This is a genomic window from Citrobacter sp. 172116965 (assembly GCF_013458095.1).
Taxonomy (GTDB): Bacteria; Pseudomonadota; Gammaproteobacteria; order Enterobacterales; family Enterobacteriaceae; genus Citrobacter; species Citrobacter braakii.
Genome location: NZ_CP046673.1, coordinates 1,095,613 through 1,115,706, shown reverse-complemented (window position 1 = coordinate 1,115,706; position 20,094 = coordinate 1,095,613). Strand labels below are relative to the sequence as shown.

Genomic DNA, 20,094 nt, shown 5'->3' with positions numbered 1-20,094 from the left:
TTTTATAATATGTAGGGTACAAATTTATTGCCGGATGGCAGCTACGCCTTATCCGGCCTACGACGGTTACTTCTTGGTATACAACGCGTCGAGTTTCTCTTCGAACTGGTAGTAATTGATGCTTTCGTACAGCTCGTTGCGCGTCTGCATAATGTCGATAACGCTCTTTTGCGTTCCTTCCTGGCGCAGCACGTTGTAAACCTTTTCCGCAGCGCGGTTCATGGCGCGGAAGGCCGACAGTGGATACAGCGCCATCGCGACGTTCGCGCTGCGCAGTTCATCGGTGGTGAACAGTGGCGTAGCGCCAAATTCGGTAATGTTGGCGAGGATCGGCACCTGTACCGCATCGGCAAACTGACGGTACATGGCAAGCTCGGTAATGGCTTCCGGGAACAACATATCCGCGCCTGCTTCGACGTACGCCTGGGCACGTTCGATGGCGGCCTCTAACCCTTCCACCGCCAAGGCATCGGTCCGCGCCATGATCACAAAGTTGGGATCGGTACGCGCATCCACGGCGGCGCGGATCCTGTCGACCATCTCTTCTTTCGAGACGATCGCCTTGTTCGGGCGATGACCGCAGCGTTTGGCGCCGATCTGATCTTCAATATGCAGCGCGGCGGCACCGGCTTTGGAAATCGACTTCACGGTCCGCGCCACGTTGAAGGCTGACGATCCAAAACCGATATCCGCATCCACCAGCAATGGCAGCGGGCAAACATCAGTAATACGGCGAATATCGGTTAGCACATCATCAAGGGTAGAAATACCAAGATCCGGCAGACCCAGAGACCCAGCCGCGACGCCGCCGCCGGAGAGATAAATCGCCTGATATCCGGCGCGTTGGGCCAGCAGAGCGTGGTTGGCGTTAATGGTGCCAACGATTTGTAATGGGTTTTCTTTGCTGAGCGCGGCGCGAAACGCCTGCCCTGGGGAGTGTAGAGACATATCCCGTCCTTTGTTATCAACTTGTTATCGTTCGTTGATTTATTTAAAGCAAGGGGTATGCCAAAGACCTTAATTTTTAATTATTTTATATATTTACCTTTAAAAACAATATATTAAATTAAATCCTTGTATCTTTGTTGCACAAAAGCGTGTCAGCTATCGTTTCATGAAACGTTCCTTCACGTTTCATTGCAACATTCATGAAACACAACTAAACCCTAATACTCGGTGCCTTATTTTTTAGGATGGTTATGGCTGATACGCATCTTCCGCCGCGGGTGAACGACGACAAACCGGTTATCTGGACCGTTTCGGTCACGCGCCTGTTCGAACTGTTTCGCGACATCAGCCTGGAGTTCGACCACCTGGCAACCATCACCCCTATTCAGCTTGGTTTTGAAAAAGCGGTGACGTATATCCGCAAGAAGTTAGCCACCGAGCGTTGTGATGCCATCATTGCCGCGGGTTCCAACGGGGCGTATCTGAAAAGCCGTTTATCGATTCCGGTGATCCTGATTAAACCCAGCGGGTTTGACGTGCTACAGGCGCTGGCCAAAGCGGGAAAGCTCACCTCGTCGATTGGCGTCATTACCTATCAGGAAACCCTCCCCGCGCTGCTCGCTTTTCAAAAAACCTTCAATTTGCAGCTTGAACAACGCAGCTATATCACGGAAGAAGATGCCCGTGGGCAAATCAACGAACTGAAAGCCAGCGGCACGCAGGCGGTCGTCGGCGCGGGGTTGATTACCGACCTGGCTGAAGAAGCAGGCATGACCGGCATCTTTATCTATTCGGCGGCCACCGTGCGCCAGGCCTTTGTCGATGCGCTCGATATGACTCGTCTGACGCTGCGCAGAAACGGTCCGTACGTTTCCGGCGATACGCTGCGCACCCGCTATGCATTGGGGGATATGCGCGGTCACTCGGCACAGATGGAACAGGTGCGGCACACTATTATGCTTTATGCCCGTTCGCGTGCGCCGGTGCTGATTCAGGGCGAAACCGGCACGGGCAAAGAGCTGGCGGCGCAGGCAATTCATCGTGAGTTTTTCACCCGTCAGGAGAACCGGCGCGGTAAACCTTCGCCGCCGTTTGTTGCCGTCAACTGCGGGGCAATCACCGAATCATTACTGGAGGCGGAGCTGTTCGGCTATGAGGATGGCGCCTTTACCGGCTCCCGTCGGGGAGGACGCGCGGGCCTGTTTGAAATCGCCCACGGCGGAACGCTGTTTCTTGATGAGATAGGCGAAATGCCGCTGCCGTTACAAACCCGACTGCTGCGCGTGCTGGAAGAAAAAGAGGTCACCCGGGTCGGTGGACATCAGCCGATTCCGGTCGATGTACGGGTGATTAGCGCCACCCACTGTCATCTGGAGCAGGAGATAAAACAGGGAGAATTTCGCACCGATCTGTTTTATCGCCTGAGTATTTTGCGCCTCACGCTACCGCCGCTACGCGAGCGATTGCCCGATATCCTGCCGCTGGCGGAAGGCTTTTTAAAACAGTCGCTGGCGGAACTGGAGGTGCCGTTTTCTGAACCTGTGCGCAAGGGGCTGGGTCTGAGTCAACCGACGTTACTGAATTATGGCTGGCCTGGGAATATCCGTGAACTGCGTAATATGATGGAGCGCCTGGCGCTGTTTTTAAGCGTCGAGCCGCAGCCGGAGCTGAACGTACAATTCCTGCAGCAGTTGTTACCGGAACTGGCCGTTGCTGCTGACGCGCCGCAGGTATCCTCATCGCTGACGCCGCAGCAGGTGCTGGCGCAATTCAATGGCGATAAAACCGCGGCTGCACGATATCTCGGGGTAAGCCGAACCACCTTCTGGCGCAGATTAAAAGAAAACCCGCCGATACAATGACCGGCGGGTATCGTGATTTTTACAGTAGCGTATTATTTTTTCTTGTAGATATTGGCTGTGCCATGGATTTTATTATCCGTTTGACCGGAGGTTAATACCACCACATCGGCCCCTTTCTCTTCTGCTTTCTTCAGCAGCTCTTCTTTAGCGTCTGAGACAGAAACTTCATTACTCGTTGAGATATCACCGATTTTTGTGTACTGCGACTCAACCTTTTCAAATTCAAGTTTTGTCATAAATTCCGCGGCATATGCGTTGGTCACGACAAAAGCTAATGCACCAATAAGTACTTTAATTCCAGTTTTCATAGACCAGCTCCAGGTTTTGTTATTACGCCATCATCGATCCCTGAACATTACATAACGCGATTCAAGGATGATTAATAACTAGTCCAGCCTGGATAAAAAATCCACATTCAGCAGGAATATATAGAGATTTTGCGGCGCAGAAAAAACCGGTCACCGGGTAGCAGCGCGTCAACCTGTTCAAAGTTTCAATAGCCAGTGTGAGTTGATCCTCAGAACAGGCAGCGCACTGAAATTATAGTGTTAACTTTATGAGAATCTGAGGAATTGTTGTCTATGGAACCTCTGCACGCCGTCGTACTCACCGTCAGCCTGTTTGTTTTAACTTTTTTTAACCCCGGCGCGAACCTGTTTGTGGTGGTGCAAACCAGCCTGGCGTCAGGGCGACGCGCGGGCGTAATGACCGGTCTGGGCGTCGCCTTAGGCGATGCGTTCTACTCCGGCCTCGGGCTCTTTGGCATGGCGACGCTTATCACTCAGTGTGAAGAGATTTTTTCGTTGATTAAGATTGTCGGCGGCGCTTATCTGCTGTGGTTCGCCTGGAACAGCATCCGGCATCAGGCGACACCGCAAATGCCAACGCTACAGCAGCCGCTTTCCGCCCCCTGGTATGTGTTTTTCCGCCGTGGGTTATTAACGGATTTATCTAATCCGCAAACCGTGCTGTTTTTTATTAGTATCTTCTCGGTCACCTTAAGCGCAGACACGCCAACGTGGGCCAGGTTGATGGCCTGGGCCGGGATTGTGTTGTCTTCCGTTATCTGGCGTATTTTTCTCAGCCAGGCGTTTTCGTTGCCCGCCGTGCGCCGTGCGTATGGCCGAATCCAACGGGTTGCCAGCCGGGTGATTGGCGCCATTATTGGTGTCTTCGCGCTCAGGCTTATTTATGAAGGTATTAGCCATCGATAAGAGAGTTTAACTTGACCATCGTGAGGTAATTGTCCGTAATACCGCCTGAATTTTTAATCGCACGTTGAGTGGCAGTAAGATGGAACAGGTTGAACCGGTAAACGACACATTACTCCTTACAGAATGGCAGGCGCTGTTACGTCAAACATCGCCTGAAGTTCACACGCTCCTGACATCGTTAAGCGATGAAGAGATCCGCCATTTAGTAACCGTTTTTTATGACTATATGCTCTCCCATGCGGAGAGCGCATTGTTCCTCAATACAGAACAGGTCAGTACCCGCCTCAGCGGCAGCATGTTTGACTGGCTGCGCAGCGTACTTGGCAGCGCCCACGAAGATCTCTCACAACTGCTGGCCAAACAGCGCAAAATTGGTGTGGTGCATGCCCGTATCGGCCTGCCCATCGATCTGGTCAACCGCGGCGCGCGCAAGCTGAAAGATGAGCTGTACAGGGTGTTAAAAACAAAGGCGGATTCCACTCCCGCCTTGCTGAGCGATGCTATCTGTTTCAGCAGTCTGGCAATGGATACTGCGCTGGAGGCCATGACGGTCTCCTATTCCCCCAGTTTTCAAAACTCTATGCACACGCAGGAGCAGTACCGTCTACAGACTATTTACGATGACGTTAACGTTGAGCGCGAGCGGCAAATCCGTTCGTTTACCGACTGGGAAAACCAGTTTATTTATAACATCGCCACCGGAATGCCTTTCGGTGAGATGGTGTTTCTGGCGAATTTTGACTTCGGTATGTGGTTATCACATAAGGGAAAACATATCCTCGGCAACAGCAATCTGCTGAATAAGATGGAATCACTGATTGCAGAGATCGACAGTCGTCTGACGACAACCCTGTCGCATCAGCATCAGCCGACAGAACCCGAGCGGATGAGCTTATTGCAGGATGTACGCCAGCTATCGGCAAAAATCCATTTCCTGCTCGCCTCAATGTTCGACGCGCTGGTTAAGCAGGAAAATGGTAAAGATTCGCTGACCCAGTTGCTTAATCGCCGCTTTATTCCGACCATCATGCGGCGCGAGATCTCGCTGGCGTTACATACGCGTAAGCCTTTTACCCTGGCGATGCTGGATATCGACTACTTCAAGCAAATTAACGATAACTTCGGGCATAATACTGGCGATCTGACGCTCAAAAACGTCGCGGCGGTCATTTACGATCATATCCGCAGCAGCGATTACGTATTCCGCTACGGTGGCGAAGAATTTATGATTCTGCTCGTCGAGTCAGATGAAACACAGGCCAGTATTATTCTGGAAACGCTGCGTATGAAAATTGCCGAGATGCGCATGGCAGCCTCAGCGACAGAAACGTTTTCTATTACCGTCAGTATTGGTATTGCCGAATATGACTATCATCCCGACTATAAACAGTTGGTTGATAAAGCCGATCGCGCACTTTATCTGGCGAAAAGTAATGGCCGCGACCGCGTTGAGGTTTATCAGGAATAATCGTTGCCCAGCAGAGAAATAAATACCCCGTTCAGGGTATTTATCTGACCTGTGATAAATATCGGGCTGTTATTATTTTTCAGGCATATTGGCATGAAGAAAATAACAGCCGCGTAATAAGATGCAAATCAAATACACCAAATCTGAATAGCGCTAGCATATCCCGGTGATGACGCCTTCTGAATGCAGAAGGGGAAATATGAGGGATACTATAAAACCATGAACGGGAAGATGAGAACGCGCTGGCAGCGCCGCCCAGGCACGACCGGGGGCAAACTGCCGTGGAATGACTGGCGCAACGCCAGCAGCTGGCGAAAAGCCACCCAGTTTCTCCTGCTGGCTATCAATATTTATATTGGCGTGGCGTTCTGGTATTGGGTCCGCTATTTCGAAACCGCCGGCACCAGCGTTTATATTCCAAGGCCCGGCGGTATTGAGGGATGGCTGCCGATAGCGGGTTTGATGAATTTCCGCTATACGCTGGAGACCGGTTTTCTTCCGCCCATCCATGCCGCCTCTATGCTGCTGTTCGTTGCGTTTATCCTGATTAGCCTGTTGTTAAAAAAAGCTTTCTGTTCATGGTTATGCCCGGTGGGGACGCTTTCCGAACTGCTCGGTAATCTGGGGAGAAAATTATTCGGTCGTAACTTTACGCTGCCGCGCTGGCTGGATATCCCGCTGCTCAGCCTGAAGTATCTGCTGCTGGGGTTTTTCTTGTATATCGCCCTGTCGATGCCCGCCCAGGGGATTCAGTACTTTCTGACGTCAGCCTATGGAATCATCATCGATGTGAAGATGCTCGATTTCTTTCGCCATATTGGCTCCGCCACGCTCATCTCCGTGGTGGTTATCAGCCTCCTGAGCCTGTTTATTCGCAACGCCTGGTGTCGTTATCTGTGTCCTTACGGCGCACTGCTTGGTCTGTTCTCGCTGTTCTCGCCGTTTAAAATCCGCCGCAACGCCGACAGTTGCATTGATTGCGGGAAATGCGCGAAAAATTGCCCATCGAAAATCCCGGTCGACAGACTGATTCAGGTGCGTACTGTGGAATGCACTGGCTGCATGACCTGTGTTGAATCCTGTCCGGTGGCTTCAACGCTGAGCTTTTCCCTGCAGACACCGCCGGGTGCAAAAGGCAGCGGTAAAGCGTTATGGCGACAAACGGCACTGTCGGGTATTGCCATGACAATACTGGTGCTGGGGATTCTGTTTGCCACCATTGGTTATGCGGTATATGCCAACGTCTGGGATACGCCGGTGCCGGATCACCTGTATTTCCAGTTGATCCCGAAAGCAAAAATGATCGGCCATTAATTCTTTACCAGTATGTTCAAAACCCCTGCCAATTCTGGCAGGGTTTCCTGCCTGTAACGCCATTTTAAGACTATTGCACTTGTGTCATCGTGCCCCCGTTTATACAACCTTAAATATCACCCGTAATCATTTTTTTATTATGTTATGGGCGACTGGGACCACAATAATGAACGGGATAACATCATGACTAAAATAAAACTGGCGCTGCTTTTACCTCTGTTTCTGGCGGGTTGTACGGTGAGCGATGGAGAATTAAGAAACGCTTACGCTCAGCGTTATCAGCAGCCCGCCGCTTATGTCGATATCTATAAACAGAAAATAGCAGGCATGGATATTAATGCGCTGGCCCAATATGCCGCAGCAGAAGATAAGAAAAAAATGCGTGGGCAGCCAAGACTGAAAATCGACGAATTCATTACCATTGAAAATGTGCAGGCGAAAGGAAATCGGGTGGTCTACGATTACTCGCTGTCCGAGAGCTGGCTGGCGCTGTCCGCAGATAAACAGCGTGAAAAGCAGACCAATATGAATAAAGACCTGATCTACCGTACCTGCTCGCTGGAAACGGTACGTCTGGCGCAGGCGAAAGGGTTGGAAGAAGAGCATAACTATTACAGCCAGTACCCAGACAAAGTCGCCTTTACCCTGAGAACCAGCGCGCAGATTTGTATGCAAAACGGTTTTACGCAATAACCGCAATCCCCCAGCCTGATGGCGCTGCGCTTATCAGGCCTACAATTTGCACGCATCTGTAGGCTTGATAAGACGCCAGCGCCGCCATCCGGCTAAAAAACGATACTCAGAACTTCCATGAAACGCTGCCGACAATGCTGCGCTCGGCGCCGAAGTAGCAGTATGAGAGCGAATTACAAGCCGCAACGTAGCGCTTGTCGGTCAGGTTGTTGACGTTCAACTGAGCGCTCAACCCTTTAATACCGATATTCGTTAAGTCGTAGCCAATTGCCATATCCACCAGCGTGTAGGACGGCAGAGTGTGAGTATTCAGGCGATCGCTGGCAATACCGTTGACATAACGCACGCCTGAGCCCAGCGTCAGGCCATCCAGCGGACCGCTTTTCACATCGTAGCTCAGCCAGGTACTGGCCTGGTTACGCGGCGCGTACACTGCACGCTTACCCTGCTCTTCCGGGCTGCTTTTCTTATAGCGAATGTCGGTATAGGTATACGCCGCCTGCAGACGGAAGCTCTCCGTCAATTGGCTAATGGCCTCCAGCTCTACCCCTTCAGACTCAATTTCCCCAATCGAGCGGTACGGATCGGTCGGCTCTTCTTTGGTGGCGATATTCGTCTGATTGATACGGAATACCGACGCGCTGAACTGACTGTTGAGTCCTTCCGGCTCATATTTCAGCCCGGCTTCCCACTGCTTGCCTTTCATCGGATCCAGCAGATTGCCGTTCTCATCGGCAAAGCTGGTTGGCGTAAAGGCGGTGGAATAACTCACATATGGCGCAAAGCCGTTATCGAACAAATAGAGCAGCGCAGCACGGGTGCTGAAGTTGTTTTTGTCCAGATCGCTGCGGGTATCGTTGATCTTATCAATGTTAGAAACGCTCACCTGATCGTAGCGACCGCCGAGCGTAATACGCCAGCGATCCCATGACATCTGATCCTGCAAATAGTAGCCTGTCTGGCGCAGCTTGTGCTTCTCACGCGCATACATGTTGATGTAATCAGGCTGCGCGCCGTATACCGGGTTAAAGGCGTCAATCGGCGGGAATGCACCGTAGTAACCGGTGGTATTGTTGCTGCGATCCTGATAGTCGATCCCCACCAGCACACGGTGGTTGACCTGCCAGGTATCAAAGCTGCCGTCGAGTTGGTTATCCAGCGTAATCGCTGACATTTTTTCATCGGAGCCGGAGTAGCCGCGGTTAAGCTCGGTTTCATTCAGCCAGCCCGCCGCATACACCTGATTCAGCTCAACGTCGGTATGCAGGTAGCGCAGTTTTTGCCGCACCGACCAGCCGTTATCAAACAGGTGCTCAACGTTGTAGCCCACCATGTTTTCACGGCGATCGTATTTGTCGTAATCATCCTCGCCTTCGTAAAAGGTGTTGGAGATCTTTTGCCCGTAATGTGGAACCACGGTGCCGTCATACGGCAGACCGGAGTGGCTTCCGCCTTCCGGGTCACGGTGCAGATAAGCCATCAGATCCAGACGCGTCTGGTCGGTGATGCGCCAGGTCAGGCTGGGCATCAGCGCATAACGTTCTTCCTTCAATGGGCCAAACTGCGAGTCCGCGTAACGCGTCATTCCACTCAGTCGTGCCGCCACGCGATCGTTATCATCCAGCGCCCCAGTGACGTCAAACGCCGCGCCGCGCTGGTTATTGTTGCCAGCAAACAGTTTCACTTCTCCGCCGGCATCAAACGACGGCTTACGTGATGTCAGCGCGACAATACCGCCCGGAGAAGAACGGCCATACAGTACGGAAGCCGGGCCGCGTACCACTTCGATATCTTCGAGGAACCACGGATCGACCACCAGCGAGCTGTGTGAGTTGGTGTCCCCCATCATCTTCAGGCCATCGAGATAGACGTTGTCCAGGCTACCATCCGAGAAACCACGCAGCACAATATAGTCAAAGCGGTTGGAGGCACCAATCTGATTGCTGTACACCCCCGGCGTATAGCTTACGGCCTGGCGCACGCTGGTTGCGCCCTGCTCTTCAAACTGTTCACGGGTAATGATCGATACCGACTGAGGCGTTTCAAGATCCGGCGTGGCGAGCTTCGTGGCCCCGCTTTGCATTTGCGAGGTGACAACCACCGTATCGTTTTTTGTTGTTTCCTGCGCCAGCAGTGGAAAAGCCACGCTACCGGTCACCCATCCCACCAATAGCGCCAACCGAGTCTTCGCGAACATGAATATCTCCAAAGGCATGTCTAATTGTAAGTGAGAATTATTACCTTTTTGCTAACGGAGATAGCTATGCAGGATGCCAGGTTGCCTATGCGCAGTGCCAAATTGTCGGGAAGGCACGTGCGAAAAACGTAAAAATGGATTAGCAAAGTTTGAGCACATCGCCAGGCGAAAAGCCGTAACGACGCCGAAATGCGGTAGAGAAGTTGGTAGCATGTTGATAACCCGACATCCAGGCCGCCTGCTGTACGCTGTATCCTTCCAGTAAATAGCCGCGCGCGCGTTCAAGACGGCAATCACGCAGGTAGTCAAAGACGGAACAGCCATAGGCCGCACGGAACTTGCTGCGCAGGCTGCTGGGGCTCATCGCCGCGCGTTGGGCCAGGGCATTGAGGGTGTAGTCATTCTCGGGACTCTGCTCCAGAAGACGACGAACGACCTCCAGCCGCTGCTGTTCACCGCTTGCCGCAAGCCGCTTGCCACTCTCAACCTGACACACGCTGAGGCCATGGCCGAACAGTTGTAATATCAGCCCTTCCAGCATCAGTTGGCGAGAAACATGGCCGATCGTGCTCCGCTGCGCATACTGCAGGCCGCTGAGTAAAAACCCCGGCACCTGCCAGATAAGCGTCGGCGTTTCGCATCTTTCCCACTCACGCATCAACGATTCGAGCAACCCCGTGCGCCACGCGCCGTCGGGATACAGACCGAGCGATAACGTGCGCAGTTTGCAGTCAGCATGATGGCGGGCACGCATCGTCTGATGCTCGCTCAGGCGTGAGCTAAACGCCATCCCGGAACGCACCACATGCTCCTGCCCGTTGAGCGTCAGGATGACGCAGCCTTCCAGAACCACCAGCATATACAGAGGACTGCTGTGGCGGGAGGTGGTTTCGTAGGGTTGTAGCACCTGCACATCAGAGTGCGTGACACACATCCCGCAGGGGAGCGTCATCTCCTCAACCTCCCCCTGCAGAACGGGGCTGCAAGACGACAAATCCGGCTTTTGCGCCAGCAGGGGAAAGCGGTAATCGATCCCGTAACGCTCACCAAAATCCATAAACTCGCTGACGGAGAAGGTGCGGGCTACGCGTCTGGACGTATTCAGGGCGGTGGTGTTGTTCATGCTGTCTTCTGCACAGGAAATGGGATTAACGGTTGATAACTGAAGCAACATTACCATTACCTGTACAACACAACAATAATAATGAGAATTATTATCAACATGACGTATGCGATTTCAAATCGCGTTGGAGAACGTCATTCCCGATATTTTTCTCACGCAGCTCATCAGGCAACATTGACACCTGATGAACTGCGGTCTGTGAGCCGTGTGCAGCTCAACCTTTCTCACTGTCATAAACGGGCACGTCAAACGCACCTCGATACCCGCCGAGTTTGTACTCTATTTATTATGCTGAAGGCTGGTTTTCCTCCACCTGGAACACCGCCACAGCCTGGGATAGCATTGCCGACTGCTCTTCCACACTGCCTGTCGTGGCGGCTATCTCCTCAACCAGCGAGGCGTTTTGCTGAGTCACTTGCTCCATTTGCGTTACCGCAACCCGGATCTGTTCGATGCCGCGACTCTGTTCCCCCGAGGCTCCGGAGATATCTTCCATTAAGACATTAATGTTGCGTATTGCCTTCGCAATATCCGCCATCATGGCGCCACTGTTTTCGGCAATCTCTACCCCTTCCTTAACGCTAATTGCCGCTTTGGCAACCAATTCACTGATTTCTTTCGCCGAGGAGGCGCTGCGCTGAGCAAGCGTTCGAACTTCACTCGCCACAACGGCAAACCCACGCCCGGACTCACCAGCGCGTGCGGCTTCCACCGCCGCGTTTAATGCCAGGATATTGGTTTGAAAAGCAATACTATCAATAACATTGGATATTTCGTTCACGCCTTGCGCATTACGGCTGATCAGGTGAATTTTCTCAACCATATCACTCATTAAACGCTCGCCACGCAATGCCATTTCCGTGCTTTCGCTGGTCATGACGGATGCCTGATGTGACTTATCAGTATTATTTTTTGTTGTGACTGAAATCTGCTCCATACTGGCCGCCGTTTCAACGACTGCCGCAGCCTGCTGTTCCGTTCTGGTTGATAAATCGGAATTACCCGAAGCAATTTCCTGCATACCGATATTAATAGACTCAACGCCATCGCGAATAGTGCTGACAGTCTCCCGCAGGCCTTTTTGCATATTATGCAAATTTAAGCACAGTACGCCGATTTCATTGTTACCCGACACCTTAACAGGATGGCTGAGATCGCCTTTACCAATCCGCGCAAAATGCTCAGAAACGATTTTTAAAGGCTGAATGATGGTCCGGTTCAACCAGAAATTACAGATAAAGAAGATAAGTACCGTAATGACCAGGATCACGGATACTTTCAGGATCGAGGTATTAAACTGAACGTGTGTTTGTGCAACGATCTTCTCACCAATCAGCATTGTTGATTTGTAATAATTCGTCACTTCGTTATCGAAATTTTTGCGAGCCGCGAGCAATTCCGCATTAGCATTTTCTTGTGCATTAATAATACTGTTGCTGGAAAGCGTCTGATTTAATGTATCAATAGACTTTTGCTCAGCATTCATTTGTTGCTCAAAAGCCGTTCTGATGACTTTACCGATTTGCGGATCGTCAGCCGTCAATCCAGGAATACCCCAGAAAATATCGAACTGTTTTCTGGCATACGCCATCTGATCTTGCATTTGATTCACTGTCTGTCGGGCATCGGTCGCATTATGTTGTTGAATATTATCACGAACGCTTCTGACTTTATAAACAGCCTCAACGACCTTATGCAGGGTATCCTGCTCCTTAATGATGTTATGTAGTAATAACGTATTTTTTTGATTTCCTTTGAGATCAACTAACTCAAATCCATTGGAAAAGAACTGCATGAAGGTAAATAACAACAGTAATAATAACAGGCTGGTTTTAATTCTCATATTCTTTAACATTTAAACATCTCCATAACAATAAAAATCCCCTACGACTTAATTGTTATCGACACATCACGCAATACCTTAACCTGTAAAATGGTTAATTATTAGAAAGTTTCCGTATTCATTCTTAGGTAATAAATTAATTACTCAGGGGGACATACTGCGATAAACAGCAGCCCTCTAACATTGGCAAAAATAAGGCCAAAACTATTCAACATTAATATTATTTATGGATATAAACGGTAATGTCTTTCTGACTATCGACAGGCACCCGCACCCAGGACAACGAATCGACGGTGATCGGTGCCATTTCATTTTCTAAACGTAACAACGGCGTGCTGGCGTCTGGCACACCTGTACTTTCAGTTATCTCGAGAACGCCCCGAAAAGAAATGGACACACTGTCTGGAATATCAGACAACCTTATCCATTCGTTGGCAATCACTAACTTTCGAGTAAACATTCGCTGTCCTTGGCGCGTGGTTTCTATCCGATAAATTTACAAGTTGATCAATCTATTCTTTGCATTAACAGCACATTGTTCACATCGTCAGTTAAGCATTACTTACCAGAAGAAAATGGAAGTGATAAAACTCATTTGAAACGTGTTTTACAAATTCAGCCGGAAGGTTATGTTTAATGAACGTTAACTTTGCAAACTCAACATCGCCATATACCCGGATACAGAAGGGTTTGACAATCTCACCCTGCACGCCAAAACACGCCTGCAGCCGAGTGTCATCCATAAAAATAAAATTACCTTCTCTTACCTTAATCTTTTCATGCAGATCTCGCCATTTCTCTGGCGTAAGCAGAAAGCTTTCCCAGCCATTATTTCTCAACACCTCAATCGTATGAGTAAACTTAAAATAGTCGTTTTGCATCGATACATCGCCACTCGAAGTCGAGTATAGATATTCTATTTTAAATTTAAGTTGTGCATTGAGGCTTTTTTTCTTCCCTTCATCTATTAGCCATTGAAGTTCATTGATTACATTCCTTGAGAAGAGCTTTCTTTTTTTAGCGATGGCCAGCCATTGCATAATAAAAAGATGCTCTGACATTTTAGAATGAATCTTACGGTCCCGTATTGCGATACCAATTGCTACCAATGCACTCCAGGTAAACGCTTCCAGGTCATCCTGATAATGGTGTCGTAACGTACTAACTTTTCCTGAATCCCTTACCACTTAAACCTGCCCAAATAAATCATTATTACATGTAAATCTTGCATTATTTCATTTTAAAAAATACTACAACTAAAAACATCAAAATATGATCCAGATTAATTAATCCCTATGTAATAAAATTGCAAACTTAACACATCACTCTTATTAATCATTGATGCCCGGATGGCTCAGCGATAAATAATAAGAATTATACGATAAAGATAAAAACTAATAATACTCACAGGTTATCAATTCCACCTACTGTTAAAAATATGATCATCATAAAACTTCAAAAATTGCTGATTAGAAGAAATATCCTGATAGTTTTGACCAGACACCCAAGACAAACACCCATTTCAACGCTAAACAGCCATTAAACATCCTAATGGAATCGCATTTTATCCTCCGCTGAGCGACAGACAGCCTCACAGCAGCAGGCAAGGCTTTTTATACAGGTATCAGTAATATTAACGCTTTTAAATTTCGCCTAATTCAAAAAGCCAACCTCCGGATTCAATGAACCGGAAGTTGGCTTGTCGCTGGTACGGTTAATAGAAAATACCGATGATCAGGGTGTGAGTAACGAACCCCACAATCAGCGGTACGGCGGTACGCTTCACCACATCGAATGGGGTTATTTTCGCTCCGCTGGAAACGGCAATCACGACGCCGGATACCGGTGAAATGGCCCGTCCCATATGCGATGCCTGCTGCATCGGCAGGATCATGGCAACGGCGTTAGCGCCCATACTGGCGGCAATTTGCGGGATGAGCTCAACGAAGGCGAGGAATGGCGCATTCCCCGACCCCATAATGATCGCCGCGGCCAGCGTCACCAGCGCAAATACTACCGCCATGGCAAACGGCGGTAATCCCACGTGTTCGGCCATCAGAATGAGCTGATCGATCGCACCGATGACTTTAATTCCGTGAGCAAAAACCCCTGCCGCAACCAACAGTCCAACCACACCGGTAAACGCAGTGCCCATTCCTTTCAGGAAATGGCTGAAACCTTCGCAGACCGACTTTAAATCACGCACCCGCAGCCATTCAATCAGCATACAGATGGTCATTGAAATGAGGACAATGGTTATAATATTCAGGTTGATACCCCTGACGAACATTTCGGATGATCCTACTGCCATCAGTATCGGAAGCATGGGGAGCAGCGCGTAAAAAGCCGGGGATTTTCCTGAATCAGTCACTTCTGCGCTACCGATTTCCCGCGGTAACGTCCCTGCTTTACGGTCGCAATGCCGCTGCCAGAAAAAATGGCACACGCCGACAACCAGAACCGTTGCCAGCGCGGCGGGTCCCTGGTGGTAAACAACATATTCCACTACATCCATATTCACTGCTTTAGAGCCCCTGATAGCATCGATTGCCGTCGGGGTGTAAGCCACGCCAAGCGAAGTAGCAATGACCCCAGCAGCCGAGGCCGCTGAGAGCCCTAATCCCAGCATAATGGGGAACATGGTCCCCATCAGCAACACGGCAAGCCCGGTTGCAGAAGGAATGGCCAACTGCAGGAGGCTGGCGAGCAGGTAGGAGAAAAAGAGGAGCACATAGGGCGAACGCAGCGCCCGTAAGGGTTTCGTTACTACCCGCACGACCGCCTCATTTGCGCCGATATGATCCATGTAATGCGCAAATCCCATTAACGCCATGATCATCAGGCCGAGATCGGCGGCGCGCGTGCTGAAGAGATCGCGCATTACCTCGAAAGGATCGAGAAAGGAAATTCCCGTACTGGCAACCCCCTTCGGTAATACGGACCCCCATCCGGTTAACGCGGTGCAAATCATCAAGACTAAGCCCGCAATGAAGAGCACCGGTTCAGCGCGATAACCTTTCAGAATCAGACGCGCGACCACCACGATCACCAGAAGTGCGATTAACACCTGAATCATGACTGAGCTCTCCGCTGCGCGAACTCAGTATAAGTTTCCTCAATCACCGCCACCACCACATCACTGGCGGCCCGCAGAGAACGCACCGGCAGATACTCATAAATTGAATGGAAGTTATGAGCACCGGTAAAAATATTCGGGCACGGCAATCCTTTCTGCGACAGTACCGCGCCATCATACCCGCCACGCATGGCGACAGGTGCGGGCGTTATGCCGCATTTCTGATACGCGCGGAATGCAATATCAATCGGGTAGTGAGCGTCCCCCTGCAAACTGTTCAACACATTCGCGTAGCGATCGGCTAAATGACAGACCACGCTGTTTTCCCCCCACAGGGCACAGGTGCTGACGGCAAGCTGGCGAATAAACGCCATACGCGCCTTATAACCTTCTTCACTGAAATCGCGGATATCCAGCTTAAGTACCGTGCGGGCGCTGTTACCCTGTAGCTGTTTTACCCAGTAATACCCTTCGCGCCCTTCCGTATATTCAGGCGCTTCTCCCCCTGGGAGCATGGCAATAAACTTATGCGCCATCAGCAGCGAATTCTTTAACTTACCTTTGGCCGACATCGGGTGTGCGGACTGGCCGGTAAAGATGATTTCCGCATCGCCCGCATTCCAGTTCTCGTAAACAAACTCACCGATACCGCAGCAATCCAGGGTATAGCCAAAATCAGCACCAAACGCGGCAACATCAAACGCTTTTGCGCCACGCAAGCCCTGTTCCTCATCCGGGACAAAACCCACTTTTACCGGCCCATGTTTTATTTCCGGGTGTGCGACCAGATACTCAAGAGCATTCATAATCGCGGCGATGGCTGCTTTATCATCAGCGCCCAACAGACTGGTCCCGTCGGTCACCAGCAGGTCATCACCGATATAATTTTTCAGTTCCGGAAATTCACTTTCGCGCAGGTAAATATTCAGCTCTTTGTTCAGGCATAAATCCCCGCCGTGATAATGCAGGCGCTGTGCTTTGGTGTCTGCCGTCTGTTCCGCACTGGTATCCAGATGACCAAAAAAAGAGACCACCGGGATCGTGTCATCAGTATTTGCAGGTAAGGTTGCCGTCACTATAGCGGTATCCCTGACCTCAATGTTTTCCATTCCTAATGCTTCAAGTTCTGCTGCAAGCAGTTTTGCCAGTTCCATTTGACCAGGAGAAGAAGGCATTATCCCATTAGCGCCGTTTTCCCTTGATGTCGTGGTATTGATTTTCGTGTAGTTAATAAAGCGTTCAACAATATCCATTCCAGGAGATCCTTTAATGTATCATTTATGAGGTACTGCGAGAGGTGTTCTGCATGCAGCGTGGAGTAAATAATCTGAGAACCAAATAAAATCAGCGCTCATCCCAGAACGCTGATTTTATGGGCATTACGACAACGATTTATATAAAGGAAGATAAAAAGGCCAGTGATTATACCTGCGATTAAAAACTCCTTTCTGATTGATAAAATCATATTCCCTGTCTGTTTTTACTGCTATTTCCCATGGTGTTAAGCTAACAGAAGTCATAAACGGCATCCCTATACCTATGAGATAATAGAAATCATTTAGATTCCTGTACTCTGTACTGGCATAAGACATACCATCGCGATATTTTTTTAATGAACGAATACTGTATCAGCAACATGCAACCGTTTGCACCTCTCTACAAATAGCCACTTCGCGCACTAAAATCCGTGAACAAAATCACAATTACCTCAAAAGCAAAAAACTTCTATCGCGCTGAAAAAAAGGTAGTTATAAGGAAAGCTATATAATACCCACATAAACATAGACAGAATTATACTATTCACTATGAAATAGATTCAGGGTGATACTATTTCAATATTGCCGTAGGGGTCAGTAGAGCTAAATCGTCGTAAACAATAATGTTTAACATCAATAACGATAATATTAAAATTTCTATTTATGACGATAAACCAAATAATAGGAAGGCAAAAAAAACCTCTCCCCCGAGAAGAGATTCAGGGCAGAGGTAATACGGGTGTTAAGGACATACTTATAGTTTTAATGATAACAGAAGCGCTTCTTGCAGCACCGAGTATACACACTTAGCCACATTAAGAAAATTCTTAAAAACATTAAATTGCAAATTTCATTTAAAACCACAATTATGATAAAGGAGCATTTATCAAAGAACAAAATTTACCAGCAAAAAGAGTAAATCATACTAATCAATGAGGTGATAAAAAAAGAATAGCAATGCTGTATGGCTACCGATAGCGTTTCTGACGACGCTGAAACATTAAATTAATTTAATGAATAAATGCGATTTACATAACGAGAATTAAAAAGTCATTAAATAAAAGAAATACAATTTTTCGTTACAGATCACACTTCGACTACAAGGAGGTTCCCCTACTGTTTCTTGCAGGTATGATTCAGCATGTAAATACCTTTCAACTCAACCCGAGGCTTTGATGCTGGAGAATGTAATCATCTGATAATCAGCTTCCCGACCTTTTCAGGCCGGACTGGTTATCAATGCGCCGAATTCGAATGCGGACACCGCTGTGTGTTTGCACGTTTTGCACATGATGATTAAACAGGTTTTCCAGTATGAATTTATCCCGTCAGGAACAACGTACCTTACACGTTCTCGCCAAAGGTGGCCGTATTGCTCACGTCCGCGATGCCTCTGGCCGCGTCACTTCCGTCGAATGCTATAGCCGTGAAGGGTTGCTGCTCTGCGACTGCACGCTCGAGGTGTTCAAAAAGCTCAGAACCAAGAAACTGATCAAATCCGTCAATGGTCAGCCCTACCGTATTAATACGACCGGCCTGAACAACGTTCGCGCCCAACTTGATAATCGCTAAAGGAGAGAGAGATGGATATCCCGAAGATTTTTACCATCAGCGAAAGCGCACATCGCATTCATAATCCGTTCACCGCACAGAAATACGCCACGTTAGGCCAGGTTTTACGGATGGCACCGGGAACACGCATTCTGGACCTCGGCAGCGGTTCGGGTGAGATGTTGTGCACCTGGGCACGCGATCACGGTATTTCCGGCGTTGGTATCGATATGAGCCGGCTGTTCAGTGAGCAAGCCACCCTGCGGGCCAAAGAGTTGGGAGTCAATGAGCACGTGCGTTTTATTCATGCCGATGCAACAGGTTATATCGCCGAAGAAAAATTCGATATTGCCGCCTGCGTTGGTGCGACCTGGATTGCCGGCGGCGTCGCTGGAACGGTCAGACAACTGGAACAAAGTCTCAAACCAGGTGGAATTATGCTCATCGGCGAACCGTACTGGCGTCAGACGCCTGCAACGGAGAGCATCGCCCAGGCTTGCGGCGCGACTTCGGTGACCGATTTTCTTTCTCTGCCAGAGCTCGTTTCATCTTTCGACCTGCTCGGTTATGACGTGGTTGAAATGGTGCTGGCTGACCAGGAGGGTTGGGACAGATACGAGGCGGCAAAATGGCTGACGATGCGCCGTTGGCTGGAGGCAAATCCGGACGATGAATTTGCCCCGGAAGTCAGAGAGCAACTGAGGAGTTCACCAGCACGCCACGTAGCCTTCACCCGGGAGTACATTGGTTGGGGCGTGTTCGCACTCATACAGAGGTAATATCTACAGTCGGTATAACCAGGCAGGATATACCGACTTTTTTCATCGCTTACTTCATTAATACTTCAACAAATTTAGCCAGCCATTGCGGATGCGCGGGCCATGCAGGCGCGGTAATCAGATTGCCATCCACGTGGGCTTGATCAATGCCGATATCTGCGTAATGCCCGCCGCTCAGACGAACTTCCGGCGCACAGGCCGGATAGGCGCTACAGGTCCGGTTTTCTAACACCCCCGCCGCCGCTAACAGCTGAGGTCCATGACAGACCGCGGCGATAGGCTTACCGGCAGCGTTGAAATCTTGCACCAGCTTAATAACATCCGGATTCAGCCGGAGATATTCCGGAGCACGTCCGCCGGGGATCAGCAGCGCGTCGTAATCGGTGGCCCGCGCCTCGGCAAAATTTGCATTCAGCGTAAAACGATGACCCGGTTTTTCACTGTAGGTCTGCGCCCCATCAAAATCATGAATAGCGGTTTGAACGTAGTCCCCCTGACTTTTATCCGGACAGACGGCATCAACACGATGGCCCAGCATCTGCAATGCCTGAAAAGGCACCATCGTTTCATAATCTTCGACATAATCGCCGACCAGCATCAGTATCTTCTTCATTCACATCCCCCGCTCACGGTTATTAATGATGAGAAATAACGGCCATCTTTACTATAGCCCACGCATTTCACGACATTAATAAATACCGCAGGACACACCGTCACCGGACGTCTGAAGGTGGTTGCCCCTGACGGCGCGCCCTGTTGTTAATACCTGA

The 20,094-nt window shown here is 49.6% G+C and carries 17 protein-coding genes; 7 read left to right on the top strand and 10 right to left on the bottom strand.

Going from position 1 to position 20,094, the window contains the following annotated elements; translation table 11 throughout:
* Positions 1–66 precede the first annotated feature (66 nt).
* A complete protein-coding gene (prpB, locus tag GPJ68_RS05355; RefSeq protein WP_016155797.1) occupies positions 67–948 on the bottom strand; it encodes a methylisocitrate lyase in 882 nt (293 codons plus the stop codon).
* Positions 949–1,199: 251 nt separating this feature from the next.
* Here prpB and prpR point away from each other — a divergent pair, with 251 nt between their 5' ends.
* On the top strand, positions 1,200–2,810 hold the full coding sequence (gene prpR / locus GPJ68_RS05350) for a propionate catabolism operon regulatory protein PrpR (RefSeq protein ID WP_046275626.1): 1,611 nt from the start codon (positions 1,200–1,202) through the stop codon (positions 2,808–2,810).
* A gap of 32 nt (positions 2,811–2,842) precedes the next feature.
* Here the strand turns inward: prpR and yahO are convergent, their stop codons facing one another.
* A complete protein-coding gene (gene yahO, locus GPJ68_RS05345) occupies positions 2,843–3,118 on the bottom strand; it encodes a DUF1471 family periplasmic protein YahO (protein WP_016151944.1) in 276 nt (91 codons plus the stop codon).
* Between the two features lie 273 nt (positions 3,119–3,391).
* Between yahO and GPJ68_RS05340 the strand changes: the two genes are divergently transcribed.
* From GPJ68_RS05340 to GPJ68_RS05325, 4 genes are all read left to right on the top strand, one after another.
* Entirely contained in the window at positions 3,392–4,024 is a 633-nt protein-coding gene (locus GPJ68_RS05340; protein ID WP_003830900.1) for a LysE family transporter, read from the top strand.
* Between the two features lie 79 nt (positions 4,025–4,103).
* Positions 4,104–5,492, top strand: a complete 1,389-nt coding sequence (locus GPJ68_RS05335) for a diguanylate cyclase (protein WP_180837162.1) — start codon at positions 4,104–4,106, stop codon at positions 5,490–5,492.
* A gap of 219 nt (positions 5,493–5,711) precedes the next feature.
* The gene (locus GPJ68_RS05330) at positions 5,712–6,806 is read left to right on the top strand and encodes a 4Fe-4S binding protein (protein WP_104651284.1); all 1,095 of its coding nucleotides are present in this window, start codon (positions 5,712–5,714) and stop codon (positions 6,804–6,806) included.
* Positions 6,807–6,989: 183 nt separating this feature from the next.
* Positions 6,990–7,499, top strand: a complete 510-nt coding sequence (locus GPJ68_RS05325) for a hypothetical protein (RefSeq protein WP_223307927.1) — start codon at positions 6,990–6,992, stop codon at positions 7,497–7,499.
* A 106-nt stretch (positions 7,500–7,605) separates the two neighbouring features.
* Here GPJ68_RS05325 and foxA read toward each other — a convergent pair whose 3' ends face one another.
* The 7 genes from foxA to pepT all read right to left on the bottom strand — a co-directional run bounded on the left by foxA (position 7,606) and on the right by pepT (position 16,991).
* Positions 7,606–9,714 (bottom strand): ferrioxamine B receptor FoxA, encoded by a 2,109-nt coding sequence (gene foxA, locus GPJ68_RS05320; RefSeq protein WP_088583119.1) that lies wholly within the window; start codon positions 9,712–9,714, stop codon positions 7,606–7,608.
* 121 nt (positions 9,715–9,835) lie between these two features.
* The gene (locus GPJ68_RS05315; RefSeq protein ID WP_032931274.1) at positions 9,836–10,819 is read right to left on the bottom strand and encodes a helix-turn-helix transcriptional regulator; all 984 of its coding nucleotides are present in this window, start codon (positions 10,817–10,819) and stop codon (positions 9,836–9,838) included.
* 286 nt (positions 10,820–11,105) lie between these two features.
* On the bottom strand, positions 11,106–12,674 hold the full coding sequence (locus GPJ68_RS05310) for a methyl-accepting chemotaxis protein (RefSeq protein WP_049270910.1): 1,569 nt from the start codon (positions 12,672–12,674) through the stop codon (positions 11,106–11,108).
* A 208-nt stretch (positions 12,675–12,882) separates the two neighbouring features.
* Positions 12,883–13,122: a hypothetical protein gene (locus tag GPJ68_RS05305; protein ID WP_016151936.1), complete on the bottom strand. Its 240-nt coding sequence runs from the start codon at positions 13,120–13,122 to the stop codon at positions 12,883–12,885.
* Between the two features lie 91 nt (positions 13,123–13,213).
* Positions 13,214–13,849: a DUF2913 family protein gene (locus GPJ68_RS05300; RefSeq protein ID WP_016151935.1), complete on the bottom strand. Its 636-nt coding sequence runs from the start codon at positions 13,847–13,849 to the stop codon at positions 13,214–13,216.
* 527 nt (positions 13,850–14,376) lie between these two features.
* Positions 14,377–15,738, bottom strand: a complete 1,362-nt coding sequence (gene dcuC, locus GPJ68_RS05295) for a C4-dicarboxylate transporter DcuC (RefSeq protein WP_016151934.1) — start codon at positions 15,736–15,738, stop codon at positions 14,377–14,379.
* Entirely contained in the window at positions 15,735–16,991 is a 1,257-nt protein-coding gene (pepT, locus tag GPJ68_RS05290) for a peptidase T (RefSeq protein WP_016155790.1), read from the bottom strand. Before pepT ends, dcuC begins: the two co-directional genes overlap by 4 nt.
* A gap of 1,317 nt (positions 16,992–18,308) precedes the next feature.
* Between pepT and GPJ68_RS05285 the strand changes: the two genes are divergently transcribed.
* Positions 18,309–18,566 (top strand): YjhX family toxin, encoded by a 258-nt coding sequence (locus GPJ68_RS05285; RefSeq protein ID WP_016151932.1) that lies wholly within the window; start codon positions 18,309–18,311, stop codon positions 18,564–18,566.
* 11 nt (positions 18,567–18,577) lie between these two features.
* Complete coding sequence (locus tag GPJ68_RS05280; RefSeq protein ID WP_109017856.1) at positions 18,578–19,324, top strand: cyclopropane-fatty-acyl-phospholipid synthase family protein; 747 nt, start codon at positions 18,578–18,580, stop codon at positions 19,322–19,324.
* A gap of 49 nt (positions 19,325–19,373) precedes the next feature.
* Here GPJ68_RS05280 and GPJ68_RS05275 read toward each other — a convergent pair whose 3' ends face one another.
* A complete protein-coding gene (locus GPJ68_RS05275; protein ID WP_016151930.1) occupies positions 19,374–19,937 on the bottom strand; it encodes a DJ-1/PfpI family protein in 564 nt (187 codons plus the stop codon).
* Between the last annotated feature and the right edge of the window lie 157 nt (positions 19,938–20,094).

Coding starts and splice junctions, on each gene's coding strand:
- GPJ68_RS05325 (WP_223307927.1), top strand. CDS start 6,990: ATGACTAAAATAAAACTGGCGCTGCTTTTACCTCTGTTTCTGGCGGGT.
- GPJ68_RS05340 (WP_003830900.1), top strand. CDS start 3,392: ATGGAACCTCTGCACGCCGTCGTACTCACCGTCAGCCTGTTTGTTTTA.
- GPJ68_RS05285 (WP_016151932.1), top strand. CDS start 18,309: ATGAATTTATCCCGTCAGGAACAACGTACCTTACACGTTCTCGCCAAA.
- GPJ68_RS05275 (WP_016151930.1), bottom strand. CDS start 19,937: ATGAAGAAGATACTGATGCTGGTCGGCGATTATGTCGAAGATTATGAA.
- GPJ68_RS05310 (WP_049270910.1), bottom strand. CDS start 12,674: ATGTTAAAGAATATGAGAATTAAAACCAGCCTGTTATTATTACTGTTG.
- GPJ68_RS05280 (WP_109017856.1), top strand. CDS start 18,578: ATGGATATCCCGAAGATTTTTACCATCAGCGAAAGCGCACATCGCATT.
- GPJ68_RS05315 (WP_032931274.1), bottom strand. CDS start 10,819: ATGAACAACACCACCGCCCTGAATACGTCCAGACGCGTAGCCCGCACC.
- GPJ68_RS05335 (WP_180837162.1), top strand. CDS start 4,104: ATGGAACAGGTTGAACCGGTAAACGACACATTACTCCTTACAGAATGG.
- yahO (WP_016151944.1), bottom strand. CDS start 3,118: ATGAAAACTGGAATTAAAGTACTTATTGGTGCATTAGCTTTTGTCGTG.
- pepT (WP_016155790.1), bottom strand. CDS start 16,991: ATGGATATTGTTGAACGCTTTATTAACTACACGAAAATCAATACCACG.
- prpB (WP_016155797.1), bottom strand. CDS start 948: ATGTCTCTACACTCCCCAGGGCAGGCGTTTCGCGCCGCGCTCAGCAAA.
- GPJ68_RS05305 (WP_016151936.1), bottom strand. CDS start 13,122: ATGTTTACTCGAAAGTTAGTGATTGCCAACGAATGGATAAGGTTGTCT.
- dcuC (WP_016151934.1), bottom strand. CDS start 15,738: ATGATTCAGGTGTTAATCGCACTTCTGGTGATCGTGGTGGTCGCGCGT.
- foxA (WP_088583119.1), bottom strand. CDS start 9,714: ATGCCTTTGGAGATATTCATGTTCGCGAAGACTCGGTTGGCGCTATTG.
- prpR (WP_046275626.1), top strand. CDS start 1,200: ATGGCTGATACGCATCTTCCGCCGCGGGTGAACGACGACAAACCGGTT.
- GPJ68_RS05330 (WP_104651284.1), top strand. CDS start 5,712: ATGAACGGGAAGATGAGAACGCGCTGGCAGCGCCGCCCAGGCACGACC.